This window comes from Streptomyces cahuitamycinicus (assembly GCF_002891435.1).
GTDB classification, from domain to species: Bacteria; Actinomycetota; Actinomycetes; order Streptomycetales; family Streptomycetaceae; genus Streptomyces; species Streptomyces cahuitamycinicus.
In genome coordinates this window covers 1-13,657 of record NZ_POUC01000207.1, presented here as the reverse complement: position 1 = coordinate 13,657, position 13,657 = coordinate 1, and the positions used below count along the sequence as shown (strand labels likewise).

At 72.2% G+C, this 13,657-nt stretch carries 10 protein-coding genes and 1 pseudogene; 5 read left to right on the top strand and 6 right to left on the bottom strand.

Annotation, left to right across the window (positions count from 1 at the left end; genetic code table 11):
- A pseudogene (locus C1J00_RS47005) lies at positions 1-434 on the top strand (IS200/IS605 family accessory protein TnpB-related protein); the annotation flags it as partial.
- 36 nt (positions 435-470) lie between these two features.
- Positions 471-953, top strand: coding sequence for an O-methyltransferase (locus C1J00_RS25130; protein ID WP_102911322.1), 483 nt, complete (start codon positions 471-473; stop codon positions 951-953).
- 58 nt (positions 954-1,011) lie between these two features.
- On the opposite strand, the gene C1J00_RS25125 is transcribed toward C1J00_RS25130, so the two are convergent.
- The 4 genes from C1J00_RS25125 to C1J00_RS25110 form a co-directional block, all read right to left on the bottom strand.
- Entirely contained in the window at positions 1,012-2,229 is a 1,218-nt protein-coding gene (locus C1J00_RS25125) for an MFS transporter (RefSeq protein WP_102911321.1), read from the bottom strand.
- 136 nt (positions 2,230-2,365) lie between these two features.
- The gene (locus C1J00_RS25120) at positions 2,366-3,421 is read right to left on the bottom strand and encodes an endonuclease/exonuclease/phosphatase family protein (RefSeq protein WP_102911320.1); all 1,056 of its coding nucleotides are present in this window, start codon (positions 3,419-3,421) and stop codon (positions 2,366-2,368) included.
- A gap of 179 nt (positions 3,422-3,600) precedes the next feature.
- Positions 3,601-4,239, bottom strand: coding sequence for a TetR/AcrR family transcriptional regulator (locus C1J00_RS25115; protein ID WP_102911319.1), 639 nt, complete (start codon positions 4,237-4,239; stop codon positions 3,601-3,603).
- An 80-nt stretch (positions 4,240-4,319) separates the two neighbouring features.
- Positions 4,320-5,921: an MFS transporter gene (locus C1J00_RS25110; protein ID WP_102911318.1), complete on the bottom strand. Its 1,602-nt coding sequence runs from the start codon at positions 5,919-5,921 to the stop codon at positions 4,320-4,322.
- Between the two features lie 203 nt (positions 5,922-6,124).
- Between C1J00_RS25110 and panB the strand changes: the two genes are divergently transcribed.
- The 3 genes from panB (at position 6,125) to C1J00_RS25095 (ending at position 9,117) form a co-directional block, all read left to right on the top strand.
- Positions 6,125-6,991, top strand: coding sequence for a 3-methyl-2-oxobutanoate hydroxymethyltransferase (gene panB / locus C1J00_RS25105; protein WP_102911317.1), 867 nt, complete (start codon positions 6,125-6,127; stop codon positions 6,989-6,991).
- 294 nt (positions 6,992-7,285) lie between these two features.
- Complete coding sequence (locus C1J00_RS25100) at positions 7,286-8,305, top strand: ATP-binding cassette domain-containing protein (protein WP_180989687.1); 1,020 nt, start codon at positions 7,286-7,288, stop codon at positions 8,303-8,305.
- Positions 8,302-9,117, top strand: coding sequence for an ABC transporter permease (locus C1J00_RS25095; protein ID WP_102911315.1), 816 nt, complete (start codon positions 8,302-8,304; stop codon positions 9,115-9,117). Before C1J00_RS25100 ends, C1J00_RS25095 begins: the two co-directional genes overlap by 4 nt.
- An 18-nt stretch (positions 9,118-9,135) precedes the next feature.
- On the opposite strand, the gene C1J00_RS25090 is transcribed toward C1J00_RS25095, so the two are convergent.
- On the bottom strand, positions 9,136-12,414 hold the full coding sequence (locus C1J00_RS25090) for an ATP-binding protein (RefSeq protein ID WP_245936494.1): 3,279 nt from the start codon (positions 12,412-12,414) through the stop codon (positions 9,136-9,138).
- A 490-nt stretch (positions 12,415-12,904) separates the two neighbouring features.
- Positions 12,905-13,657 (bottom strand): DUF6578 domain-containing protein (locus C1J00_RS25085; protein ID WP_180989686.1); only part of this gene is annotated, 753 nt, incomplete at its 5' end.

Here is a 13,657-nt window from a genome sequence, read left to right as displayed (position 1 = left end):
CCGGCAAGCTCAAGGCCCGGCTCGTGTCCATGGCGTCCGAACACGGCCTCTCCATCGTTGCCGTGGACCCGGCGTACACGTCGATGTGGGGCGACCAGCACTGGAAGAAGCCCCTCACCTCGAAGAAACGCAAGATGTCCCGTCACGATGCCGCCGGCATCGCGATCGGACGACGCGCCCTCGGGCACCCGATCCGGCGACGGACGGCACCGCCCCCGCAGCACCAGAGCGATGCTGCGGGGCATCGGACCGCCCAGGCCGGACCAGGCACACGAGGACGTGAGGGAACCCGCCCACCCGTCACGGAGCGTGCACACGATGCACGCAGCCGGACGGGGACACAGCGAACGCGGGAGACCAGCGCATCCAACACCGCTCGGGATGCGCGCAGCTCCAAGAGCTGGCAGCAAATGCCACTCCTGGACACTGTTTAGGAACGGTTCGAGAAGAGCTGTATCCGCGAAGCAGGAATGCTGCTGAGGACGGTCGCAGCCGCCAAGCCCGGCGGGGTCGTAGCCGAGAGCGGCACCGGTTCGGGGGTGGGGACGGCCTGGCTGCACAGCGGGCTCGGGGTCGGTGCGCGGCTCGTCACCGTGGAGCGGGACCAGGAGCTGGCCCGTCGCGCGGCCGGGGTCTTCGCCGGTGACAGCCGCGTCAGCGTCCTCACCGGCGACTGGCGGCTGCTCGAACCGCACGCGCCCTTCGACGTGTTCTTCTGCGACGGCGGCGGCAAGCGGGACGATCCCGGCAGGGTCGTCGAACTGCTCGCTCCCGGCGGGATCCTCGTCCTGGACGACTTCACACCGTCGGCCGAGTGGCCGCCCCGGTTCGATGGCGAGGTGGACGATCTGCGCCTGTTCTATCTGACCCATCCGGACCTGGACGCGACCGAAGTCCTCACCACGCCCGCCAGTTCGGCGATCGTCGCGGCGCGGCGCCAGGCGCCCCGGTAGACGGAACGGCAGCTCACGGGGCCGGGGCCCCTGAGCTACCGCGCGCGCCGGAAAACCGTCAGTGGTGCACCGCTTCCGCCTCCCGCGGGACGTGGCTCGCCACGATCCGCTCGCGCCCGGCGACCGGGGCTCGGCGCCGGTCCACCGCGTAGGCCAGTGACGCCACGGCCAGGCCGAGGACGGCCAGGGCCACACCGGCCAGGGCCGGGGAGGTGACGCCGAAGCCCGCGGCCAGGGCGAGGCCGCCGATCCAGGCGCCGCCGGCGTTGGCCAGGTTGAAGGCGGCCTGGTTGGCCGAGGAAGCCAGGGACGGGGCCGAGGAGGCCTTCTCCATGACCATCAGCTGGAGCGGGGAGCCGGTGGCGAAGGCGGCCATGCCGAGCAGGATCACGGCCGCGGCGGCCGTGAGCTCCGTGCGCATCAGCAGCGGGAACAGCGCCAGGACCGCCACCAGCGAGGCGAGGCCGCCGAACAGCGTGCCGCGCAGCGAGTGGTCGGCCAGTCGGCCGCCCAGCAGGTTTCCGGCGGTCGCGCCGACGCCGAACAGCGCCAGCAGCAGGGTGACGCTGGCGTCGGCGAAGCCGGCGGCGTCCGTGAGCATCGGCGTGATGTAGCTGTAGGCCGAGAACAGGGCGCCGAAGCCCGCCACGGTCGTGCCGAGCGACAGCCAGACCGGCAGGGAGCGCAGAGCGGCGAGTTCGCCGCGCAGGCCCTTCGCGGTGGTGTGCTCGTGGTCGTGCGGGATGAGGAACGCGAGCGCGGCGATCGCCGCCAGGCCGATGGCGCTGACGCCGAGGAAGGTCGCCCTCCAGCCGAGGTTCTGCCCCATGAGGGTGGCGACCGGGACGCCCAGGACGTTCGCGACCGTCAGGCCGAGGAACATCAGCGAGACCGAGCGGGCCTTGCGTTCGGGGGCGACCATGTTCGTCGCGACGACGGCGCCCACACCGAAGAAGGCGCCGTGCGGCAGACCGCTCAGGAAGCGGGCGGCCAGCAGCCAGCCGTTGTCGGGCGCGAGGGCCGACAGGGCGTTGCCCACGACGAACAGTCCCATCAGCCCGATCAGGACCGTGCGCCGGGACATCTTCGCGGTGACCGCGGCCAGCAGCGGGGCGCCGATGACGACGCCCAGCGCGTACGCCGACACCAGATGGCCGGCGCTGGGTATCGAGATGTTCAGGTCGTCCGCGACGTCGGGCAGCAGCCCCATCATCACGAACTCGGTCGTACCGATGCCGAAGGCGCCCACGGCAAGGGCGAGCAGGGCCAGGGGCATGAAGGAGCCTTTCGAGACTTGCTTGGAGATCCGTACACTTATGTTCAAGTACGGAACAAAGTCTCGCAGGCGCACTATTCCGCCCGGTGACGCCGAGCGTGCAAATTTCTGTCGGAACTGCCCTGACCAGCGGTTTTCAGGTGCCGCTTGTGGTGACCCTCACACGAGCCGCGACCGGCAGATGGTCGCTGCCCGTCTGCGGGAGGGTCCACGAGCTCTCCGGCTTCAGGCCCCGCACCATGATCTGGTCGATGCGCGCCATCGGGAACGACGCGGGCCAGCTGAAGCCGAGGCCGTCGCCGGCCGCGCCCTGCGTGGAGCGCATCTGGGAGGTGACGGCGTTGAGCGCGCGGTCGTTCATCGTGCCGTTCAGGTCGCCGAGCAGGACGACGTTCTTCAGCGGCTCGTTGGCGATGGCCTCGCCGAGGTAGTCGGCGCTCCGGTCGCGCTGGCGGGCCGTGAAGCCGGCCTCCATCTTCACGCGCACCGACGGCAGATGGGCGACGTAGACCGCGACCTGCCCGGACGGTGCGGTCACGGTGGCGCGCATCGCGCGCGTCCAGCCCATGTCGAGGTCGACGTCCCGCACACCGCTCAGCGGGTACTTGCTCCACACGCCGACCGTGCCCTGCACCGAGTGGTAGCGGTACGCCGGCGACAGCGCCTTCTCGTACGTCGGGACCTCGTCCGGCGTCAGCTCCTCCAGGGCCAGCACGTCCGCGCCGGAGGCGGCCACGTCACGGGCGGTGCCGGCCGGGTCGGGGTTGTCGGCGTTGACGTTGTGCGTGACCACCGTGAGGTCGCCGCCGGTGGCGGTCTTGTCGCTGAGCTGGCCGCCGAAGAGGTTCAGCCAGACCACGGACGGCAGCACCAGCGCGATCAGCGCGGTCGCGGACCTGCGGACCAGGGCGAGGACGAGCAGCACCGGGACGAGGAGCCCCAGCCAGGGCAGGAACGTCTCGGTGAGGCTGCCCAGGTTGCCGATCGTGTTCGGGATGCGCGAGTGCAGCCCCATGACCAGGGCCAGCAGGACCGCGCACGCGGCGACGACCAGTCCGCGCCGCCAGATGTTCGGGTCGCCCCTCCAGGAACCCGCCAGCCGGTCGAACAGGCGCCGAAGCCGGGTTCCTTGGTGCTCGGGACCCGAGCCGCCGTTGTCCGTCTCCGTCATGTACGCCTGCTGCTGCGCCATACCGTCGCCTCACTGCCTGCCGTGCACACCATCGCCCCCCTGTCCTTACGACCCTAGGGGATGATCCGTTCCGTTCCCGCCGTCCTGTGACGGCCGTACGGGGGCGATGACGTTCGAGTCCCCGAGGGAAGTTCCGGACCCGCCCGCCGAAAGCGCCGTCTGTGACGAAACGCGCACACTCACCGGGGCCGGTGAGGCTCGGAACTGACGGGGCGTAGGCCTTCGAGGAGGGTGTCGACGACCTGTTCGGCGAGGTCGCCGGGGAGGTCGGCGTCGGTGCGCAGCACGGCGCGGACGAGCATCGGGCCGACGAATATGTCGTTCAGCAGTTCGAGGTCGAGGTCCGTGCGCAGTTCGCCGTTGTCCTGGCCGCGGCGCAGGACCTCCAGGCCGATCCGGCGGCGCGGGGCGACGACGGTGGCTTGGTACGCCGCCCAGAGTTTCGGGCTGCTCTTCATCTGGGCCTGCACGCTGTGCAGGATCGCCGAGGAGCGGTTGGCCAGGCCGCGCCGGCGCACCTGTTCCAGCAGGACCACGAGGTCGTCGCGCATGGAGGTGCCGGGGAGCGGCGGGTCCGGGGGCTCGGCGGCGCGTACGACGTCGACGAAGAGTTCCTCCTTGCCGCTCCAGCGGCGGTAGATGGTGGCCTTGCCGACGCCCGCGGTGCGCGCGATGCGCTCGATGGACAGTTCCGCGAGGGGCACGCCCTCCTCCAGGAGCCTCATCACGCCCTCGATGATGGCGCGCTCGACGGCCTCGCTTCTGGGGCGGCCCCTCGCGGGACCGTCGGGCGGGGTGTGCCGTTCGGCGAGGCTCACGTCGCTGTGTCCTTCCTGGCGGGGTGGAGACCGTTCCCGGCTGCGCGAGGAGTGAATGAGGAGGGAATTCTCCCCCAGGTCTACGAACCCGTGTGCGACAACTCCTTGTCTCCCTGCGTCCGCTGGGGCGACCGCGGCCTGCCCGGCAGGAACAGCGCCACGACGACCGCGCCGATCAGGGCGATGCCCGCGCCCCACAGGGCGGTGACGTGCATCGCGTGCAGGAACGCGTCGTAGGCCGGGGCGACGAGGGACTCGCCCCGCCGGCCCAGCCCGTCGGCGACGCCGAGCGTGGCCTCGATGGACTCCCCCGCGGTGTGGCGCAGGGCCGGGGGCAGCGCGCCGAGCTTGCCCTCGATGCCCGTGCGGTACGCCGTGGACAGCACCGAACCGAGGACGGCGACGCCCAGGGCGCCGCCGACCTGCCGGAAGGTGTTGCTGAGCGCGGAGGCGGAGCCGGCCTTCTCGCGGGGCAGGGCCTGCATGATGACGACGCTGACCGGCGTCATGATGTGCGCCATGCCGGTGCCCATCAGGAAGAAGATCACTTCCAGGATCCAGATGGGCGTGCGGGCGTCCAGGGTGGCGAAGGCGGCCAGCATGGCGGCGATGACGAGCATTCCGGCCGTGGTCGTGACCTTGTTGCCGAAGCGGTCGACGGCCAGCCGGGCGCGCGGCGCGAAGATCAGCTGGGCGGCGGCGAGCGGCAGCATCAGCAGACCGGTCTGCAGCGGCGAGTAGCCGCGCACGCTCTGCGTGTAGAAGACGGAGAAGAAGGTCACGCCCATCAGTGCGAAGAAGACCAGCGCGATGGCGGCGATCGCGGCCGAGAAGACCTTGTTCCTGAAGTACGTGACGTCTATCGACGGATGGTCGCTGCGCTTCTCGAACACGACGAACACGACCAGCACGGCGAGGCCGGCGCCGATGGCCGCCAGCACCGTCACATCGGTGAAGTCGGCGTGCTGGCCGCCCTCGATGATGCCGTAGACGAGCAGGACCAGTCCGACGACGGACAGCACGACGCCGACGGGGTCGATCCGGCCGGGGTGCGGGTCGCGCGAGTCGGGCACCAGCCAGAGCATCAGCGCGAGCGCGAGCAGCACGATCGGTACGTTGACGAGGAAGACCGAGCCCCACCAGAAGTGGTCGAGCAGCGCACCGCCGGTGATGGGGCCGATGGCGATGGCGAGACCGACGCCGCCCGCCCAGATGCCGATGGCCTTCGGCTGCTCCTCGCGCTCGAAGACGTTCATGAGGACGGCGAGGGTGGCGGGCATCACGAACGCGGCACCCAGACCCATCACGGCCCGGAAGATGATCAGCTCGCCCGGCGAGCCGGAGAACGCGGCCAGCGCCGAGCCGATGCCGAACACGGCGAGCCCGCCGAGCAGCACCTTCTTGCGGCCCAGCCGGTCGCCGAGCAGCCCGGCGGTGAACAGCAGGCCGGCGAAGACGAGAGTGTAGGCGTTGATGGCCCACTCCAGCTCGCTCTGCGTAGCGCCGAGGCCGGTCGGGGCCGGGGTGGAGATCGTCTTGATGGCGACGTTCAGGATCGAGTTGTCGAGCACGACGATCAGCAGGCTCAGCATCAGCACGCCGAGGATCGCCCAGCGGCGCCGGTGCACCGCTTCCGGTACGCGAGGGCCGGTGGGGGCGGCCGGATCGGCAGGAGTAGTCATGCAGCCAAGCCTAGAAGCATTTCGATACGAGACCGTCTCGTATTGGAATACTCTTACCGGGAACTTGCGCAACTTGTGCTTTCGGACCCTGCGGGCGGAACTCACGGGGGCTCCCCTAGCCCTCGGTGGCACGAGGTGCCACCATGGACGTGGTCCGGGGACGCCGTCAGGGCGCCTCGAGATGACGTGTTAGGAGCCGTGCAATGACGCAGCTTCCGGCTGCCCAGACGAAGCCCTCCGGCAGCGGCAGGGCGCTCTACGGGGGCAAGGGCACCCGCCGTATCACCGTGCGCGACATCGCCGTGGCCAAGGAGCGCGGCGAGAAGTGGCCGATGCTCACCGCGTACGACGCCATGACCGCCTCCGTCTTCGACGAGGCCGGGATCCCGGTGATGCTCGTCGGCGACTCGGCGGGCAACTGCCACCTCGGGTACGAGACGACCGTGCCCGTCACCCTCGACGAGATGACGATGCTGTCTGCGGCGGTCGTACGGGGCACCTCACGCGCCCTGATCGTCGGCGACCTGCCCTTCGGCTCCTACCAGGAGGGGCCGGTGCAGGCGCTGCGCTCGGCGACCCGGCTGGTCAAGGAGGCGGGCGTGCAGGCCGTGAAGCTGGAGGGGGGCGAGCGGTCGCACGAACAGATCCGGCTGCTCGTCGAGTCCGGCATCCCGGTCATGGCGCACATCGGCCTTACCCCGCAGTCGGTCAACGCGATGGGCTACCGCGTGCAGGGGCGCGGCGAGGAGGCCGCCCAGCAGCTGCTGCGGGACGCGAAGGCAGTGCAGGACGCGGGCGCGTTCGCGGTGGTGCTGGAGCTGGTTCCCGCGGAGCTGGCCGCCGAGGTGACGCGCGTGCTGCACATCCCGACCGTCGGGATCGGGGCGGGCCCCGAGACCGACGCGCAGGTGCTGGTGTGGACCGACATGCTGGGTCTGACCGGCGGGCGGGTGCCGAAGTTCGTGAAGCAGTACGCGAACCTGCGCGAGGTCATGGGCGACGCGGTGAAGGCGTTCGCCGACGAGGTCGTCGGTGGGACGTTCCCGCAGGAGGAGAACTCCGTCCACTAGGACCACTGCCGCACCACCACGGACGGCCCGCCGATCGTCCCCCGTCGGCGGGCCGTTCCGCCTTTTGCGCCTAAACCGGCGCCGCTTTCGCGGAGGTGGTTGCTCGCCGTCGTGGTTCCTCAATTGATGGTTGCGGTGGTTGTCGTTTGATGGTCGCGGTGGTTGTCGTTTGATGGTCGCGGTGGTCGTCGCTTGATGGTCGCGGTGGTCGTCGATTGATGGTCGCGGTGGTCGTCGTTGAGGTGTCGGTAGCTTGTCGGTGGTTTGTCGGTGGGCCCTGGGACCGTCTGTGTCATGACGCGAATCGACACACAGACCAGCGGCGCCGCTGTCACCGTGCGGGGGCTGGTGAAGCACTACGGGGAGACCAAGGCACTGGACGGGGTCGACCTGGAGGTGCGGGAGGGCACCGTGATGGGAGTGCTCGGGCCGAACGGGGCCGGGAAGACCACCCTGGTGCGGATCCTTTCCACCCTGCTGCAGGCCGACTCGGGGCAGGCCACCGTGGCCGGGTACGACGTCGCACGGCAGCCGCGGCAGCTGCGGCGGGTGATAGGGCTCACCGGCCAGTACGCCTCCGTGGACGAGAAGCTCTCCGGCTGGGAGAACCTGTACATGATCGGGCGGCTGCTCGATCTGCCCCGCAAGGAGGCCCGTACCCGTGCCGACGGGCTGCTGGAGCGCTTCTCGCTGACCGAGGCCGCCAAGCGGCCGGCGGCCACGTACTCCGGGGGCATGCGGCGGCGGCTGGACCTGGCCGCGTCGATGATCGGCCGGCCGGCCGTGCTCTTCCTCGACGAGCCGACCACCGGCCTCGACCCCCGCACCCGCAACGAGGTGTGGGACGAGGTGAAGCGCATGGTCGGCGACGGGGTCACCGTGCTGCTCACCACCCAGTACATGGAGGAGGCCGAGCAGCTCGCCTCCGAGCTGACGGTCGTCGACCGCGGCCAGGTCATCGCGGGGGGCGCGATCGAGGAGCTGAAGGCGAAGGTCGGCGGCCGCGCGCTGCGGATCCGCCCGGCCGATCCGGTCCACCTGCGGCCCCTCGCCGGCGCACTGGACGAGCTGGGGATCACCGGGCTCGCCACCACGACCGTCGACACCGACCGGGGTGACGTCCTCGTGCCGATCCTCAGCGACGAGCAGCTGACGGCCGTGGTGGGCGCGGTCACCGCGCGCGGCATCACGCTCTCCGCCATCACCACCGAACTGCCCAGTCTGGACGAGGTGTTCCTCTCCCTCACCGGCCATCGGGCCAGTGCCCCGCAGGACGCCATGCCCGCCGAAGACCTTCAGGAGGCCGCCGTATGAGCGCCGTCACCGTCAACGACGCCGCCGCGGACGCCCGTATCACGCTGCGCGGCCATCTGCGCCACACCGGCGCCCTGATCCGCCGCAACCTGCTGTGGATCCGCAAGGACCCGGAGTCGATGGCCGACGCGCTGCTGATGCCGGTCATCTTCACCCTGCTGTTCGTGTTCGTCTTCGGCGGCTCGATCGGGCAGGCGCTGGGCGGCGGGCAGGACCGGTACGTGCAGTACGTGATCCCGGGCATGATCGCGATGATGAGCATGACGCTGTCCCAGGGCGTCGGCACGGGCTTCAGCCAGGACTTCAACTCCGGTGTCATGGACCGTTTCCGGTCGCTGCCGATCGGACGCGGTTCGGTGCTGTTCGCGAAGATCTCGGTGGAGCTGCTGCGGATGCTGTTCGCGACCGCGGTGCTGATGATCGTGGCCGTCTCGGTAGGGTTCGAGATCACCAATTGGCCGGGGCTGTTCGCGACCGTGGCCCTGTCCACGGCGTTCGCCTCGTCGATCATGTGGGTGTTCCTCACCCTGGGCGTGATGCTGAAGAACGCGCAGTCCGTGCAGGCGATGGGCTTCCTGGTGCTGTTCCCGCTGCAGTTCGGCTCGTCGATCTTCGCGCCGACCACGTCGATGCCGGGCTGGCTGCAGGCGTTCACCGACTACAACCCGCTGTCGACCCTCGCGGACGCCGCACGCGGACTGATGGTGGGCGGGCCGGTCGCGCACGACCTGTGGGTGACGCTCGGCTGGTCGGTGGCGATCACGGCCGTGATGGCGCCGGTCGCGATCCACAAGTTCCGGACCAAGAGCTGACGGCGGGACCGGTCCGCGTCAGAGCAGGGCGGCGGCCTCCTCGGGGGAGAGGCTGCCGCCTTCGGTGTAGGCGGTCTCGAACGCCAGGTCGCCGAGCCGTGCCCGGACCTGCCGCTCCGTCCACTCGCGGGTCTCGCGCTCCTGCCGCTGGGCATGGTGACCGGGCGGCAGCGCGGCGTCGAAGGCGCCCAGGCAACGGGCCGCGTCCGCGGCGCGCCCTCCGCCGTCCATGCCGGCCAGGGCCCGAGCACCGATGATCAGGTATCCCGAACGCAAATGGGGCGTGATGGCCTCGGACAGCGGGTCGGCGGCCCGCTGCATCCCCTTGCGGATCCGGCGCAGGCACTCCTCGAACCGCCCCTCCGTGGCGTCCAGCCACGCCTCCGCGCCGAGGATGTACGCGTCGAAGACGATGAAGTGGGCGATGCGGAAGTCCTGGCGCAGCCGCCTCAGGTGCTCGCGTGCCTCGGGGACGCGGTCCGTCATGCCCAGCCGGCCGGCCAGGAAGAGGCGGGCGGCGGGCATGGCCTCGCTGTGTGCGTCCTCGTGCTGGGCGATCACCTCGCGCAGCAGCCGTTCGCCGCGTTCGTCCTCGCCCGCCTCCAGCAGCGCGTTGCCCAGCCGGGCGCGCAGGACCGCCGACTGGGCACGGGCGCCGAGGCGTTCGGCGTGCCCGATGGCCGCTTCGTAGTCGGCGGCGGCCGGGGTGTAGTCACCCTGGCGCTCATGGGCCTCGGCGCGTGCGGAGAGGGCCTCGGCAGTGCCCCAGTCGTCGCCGAGGCGGCGGAAGATCTCCAGTGCCTCGTCGGCGTCGCGGGCGGCGTCGCCCGCCCAGTCGGTGCGGTTGGCGAGGAAGTTGGCCCGCATCTGGAGGCCGGAGGCGAGTTCCCAGTCGAATCCCGGGGTCTGCCGGCAGGTGCGGATGGACGCGTCGATGATGACGCGCAGCCGGTCCATCTCCCCGGTCAGCATCACGGCGAAGAACCAGAGCAGGCCGGGGAGCCGGCAGTTCTGCGGCAGACCGGGCTCGTAGGTCCCGGCGATGGCGCGCAGCTTCCGCTGGGACTCCGGGTTCTGCCAGGCGTCCAGCTCGGTGTCCATGCAGGCCAGATGGGCGAGGTGAATACCGCGCCGGGCCTCCCACAGGACCTCGCCGGTCATCGGGGGCGGGGCGTCGGTACAGCGCTGCCACACCGCGGTGGCGGGGCGGACGGGCTCGGTGAAGGGGTCGGGGCCGAGCGCCATGGCCTCGCGGCACCAGTTGCGCGCCTCGATGCGCAGGTCGCGCATCTGCCAGTACCAGACGAGGGACAGCGCCAGGCACAGCGCCTCCTGCTCGTCGCGCAGGGCGACGGCGTGCCGCAGCGCGGTACGCAGGTTCTCGTACTCGCGCTCCAGCCGCTGGATGGCCTCGAGTTGGTCGGGGCCGCGCAGTAACGGGTCGGTGACGCGGGCCAGTTCACGGAAGTACGCCAGATGCGCCCGCTCGGCTTCGGGCCGCCGCCCGGACTCGTCCAGCCGCTCGGCGGCGTACTCGGCGACCGTCTCCAGGAGGCGGTAGCGCATCTCCCCGTCGGCCGAGGAGCCGGGCGGGGCGGCCACGACCAGGGAGCGGTCGACGAGGGAACCGAGCGCCTCCAGGGCGGCCGGACCGCACACCGCCTCGGCGGCCGGCAGGTCGCAGCCGCCGGCGAACACCGACAGCCGGCGCAGGACGTCACGCTCCTCCTCGTCGAGCAGGTCCCAGGACCAGTCGACGACCGCTCTGAGAGTCTGCTGGCGGGGCAGGACGGTACGGCTGCCGGAGGTGAGGAGACGGAAGCGGTCGTCCAGCCGGTCGGCGATCTGGCGGGGTGTGAGCATCCGCAGCCGGGCGGCGGCCAGTTCGATGGCCAGCGGCAGGCCGTCGAGGCGGCGGCAGATCTCGGCGCACGCCCCCGGGTCGTCCTCGATCCGGAAACCGGGCCGGGCCGCCGCGCCCCGGTCGGCCAGCAGCCGCAGCGCGACCGGCTCGGGCAGCGGCTCCACCGGCCGCAGCAACTCGCCCGGGACGCCGAGGGGTTCACGGCTGGTGGCCAGGACGGTGAGGTGCGGGCAGCGCGCCAACAACTCCTCGGTGAGCCGGGCGGCGGCGTCGGCGACGTGCTCGCAGTTGTCGAGGATCAGCAGCATGCGGGGCCGGGAACAGTGCTCGGCGAGCCGCTCGACGGGGTCGTCGATCCGGTCGGCGACGGCGGCGCGGATGCCCTCGGCGCCGGCACCGTACAGCACGGTCTCTCGGGCGCCGACGGCGGTGAGCACGGCCTCCGGTACGGCGTCCGGGTCGTCCACGGGGGCGAGTTCGGCCAGCCACACGCCGCCGGGCATTGACTCGCGCACGGTCTCCGCGGTCTCCTGCGACAGCCGGGTCTTCCCGGCTCCACCGGGGCCGAGCAGGGTGACCAGCCGGGCCTGAGCGAGATCCCCGCGGATCGTCTCGATGTCGGTCTCCCGGCCGATGAAGGAGGTGAGGCGGGCACGGAGATTGCCGGCGGGCCGGGGCGGCGCCCCCTCCGTCGGCGCGGGTGCGGTTGTGTCCCCCAGCCGGAGCAACTCAGCGTGCAGGGCACGCAGTTCCGGCCCCGGGTCGGCGCCGAGGCGGTCGGCGAGCGACCGCCGGACGTCGTCGTAGGCCTCCAGCGCCTCCGCCGCCCGGCCGACGTCTCGCAGGGCCCGCAGACGCAGGACCTGAAGAGGCTCGTCGAAGGGGTGGCTGTCGCACAGGGCGGTCAGCTCCGGCAGGGACTGCGCGGCGTGGCCCAGGGCGAGGGCGGCGGAGTGGCGGGCCCGGAGCGCGTCCAGGCGGCGGGTGTCCCGGCGGGCCGCCTCGGCGGTGCGGTCGGGCAGGTCGGCGAGAGCGGGGCCGCGCCACAGGGCGAGGGCGTCGTCAAGGACCACGGCGGCCTTCGCGGGGTCGCCGTCGGCCAGCGCCCGCAGTCCCTCACCGGCCAGCCGCTCGAACCGGTGCAGGTCGACGGCGTCGGGCGCGGCCGTGAGCCGGTACCCGCCCTCGACGGAGGCGACCGCGTCCGCCCCGAGCGCCCGCCGCAGCCGTCCGACCAGCGCCTGCAGCGCCCCCGGCGCGTCGACGGGTGGCTGCCCGCCCCACACCTCGTCGACGAGCAGCCCCGCGGGCACGGTCCGTCCGGCCCGCAGCGCGAGCACGGTCAGCAACGCACGCAGCCGCGCCCCGCCGACCGGAACGACCGACCCGTCACTGCGGAGCGCCTGCGTGGTGCCGAGGATGCGGTAGTGCACGGGCTCATTGTCTCCGGTGATACGGGGGCGGGTCACGGCGGTTGACGGCGCGGCGGGCCGTGGACGGGTCGGCACGAGGGTGTCGGGGTCATCGGCGGCGCCACACGACCGCCCGGGGCGCCCGGACACCGACGAGGCCACCAGAGCCACCGGTCAACACCGGGCACGCCCGACCGGGACGCCCGAAGCCCGGCACGACGGTGCCAAAGCCACCGAGCGACACCGGGCACGCCGACCGGGACCCGGAGCCCGGCACGCACCCCCCGGAGGCCATCGAGCGGCACCCGCCACGACCGGCCCGGCACCCGAAGGCCGACACGACGGCGCCAGAGCCACCGGGCGGCACCGGGCACGGCGACCGGGACGCCAGAGGCGGGCACGGCGGCGCCGGGGCTGTCGGCGGCACCCGGTGCGGTCGGCCGAGGCGGCTGGCGGGCCCGGTCGGGGCGGCGGGTCCCGAGCGGGACCACGGTTGGGGAGCAGGGACTCGTCACGGACCTTCGTCCGCTCCGCGTCGCGCGACGGGCCCCGGGCCCGTCGGCCATCCGGCGGTGCCGTACCGGCCTCGTCGCCGCGGGGTGCTCAGGCTCTCCAGCAGAACCGCCAGATCCGCCGCCGGGATGCCCCGGGTCTCCGCGCCCGGCTCGGCCCCCTGCCGGAGGATGCCCCGGGCCTCACGGACGGCGTGGGAGAGCCGGGAGTCCGTGCCCGGCACCTCCAGGGTCACCACCACGCCCGACTCGCGCGAGCGCCGCCACCGCCCGTCGGCCGCCCGTTCCGCCTCGGTCTCCTTGAACCACTTGGGGCACCGGTCCACCGCCCGCAGCCGGCGCTCCGCCGCCACCGGCTCGTAGGAGCGCGATCCGGGCGCGGTCTCGGTCCAGGCCTGGGTCAGCACCTGCACGGCCCGCACCGGCCCGCCGGCCTCGGGCCACCGCGCGCCGTGCCGCTCGACGGACAGCAGCCCGGCGGACCGCATCCGGCCTCCCGGCTCCGGGCGCCGGTCCTCCTCGGCGTCCGGAGCCGCCCCCAGGGCCACCGCGAGGCCCGTCTCCTCCCGCACCATCCGCACCCCGCCCACCTCTTCCACGGGCCCGGCGACCTCGGTGAGCTGGTCGTGCCAGCCGCCGCCCAGCACGGTGTCGGGGTCCAGGAGCAGCAGCGGCCAGCTGACCTCGTCGCCCACCGCGAAGGGCGTGCCGCAGCACTCCATCTGCCAGTCCTCGTAGAACACGTGCCACAG

Bases quoted from the DNA above. Each gene is read 5' to 3' on its own strand.
- C1J00_RS25130 (WP_102911322.1), top strand. From the start codon at position 471: ATGCTGCTGAGGACGGTCGCAGCCGCCAAGCCCGGCGGGGTCGTAGCC.
- C1J00_RS25125 (WP_102911321.1), bottom strand. From the start codon at position 2,229: ATGCCCCTGGCCCTGCTCGCCCTTGCCGTGGGCGCCTTCGGCATCGGT.
- C1J00_RS25120 (WP_102911320.1), bottom strand. From the start codon at position 3,421: ATGGCGCAGCAGCAGGCGTACATGACGGAGACGGACAACGGCGGCTCG.
- C1J00_RS25110 (WP_102911318.1), bottom strand. From the start codon at position 5,921: ATGACTACTCCTGCCGATCCGGCCGCCCCCACCGGCCCTCGCGTACCG.
- panB (WP_102911317.1), top strand. From the start codon at position 6,125: ATGACGCAGCTTCCGGCTGCCCAGACGAAGCCCTCCGGCAGCGGCAGG.
- C1J00_RS25100 (WP_180989687.1), top strand. From the start codon at position 7,286: ATGACGCGAATCGACACACAGACCAGCGGCGCCGCTGTCACCGTGCGG.
- C1J00_RS25095 (WP_102911315.1), top strand. From the start codon at position 8,302: ATGAGCGCCGTCACCGTCAACGACGCCGCCGCGGACGCCCGTATCACG.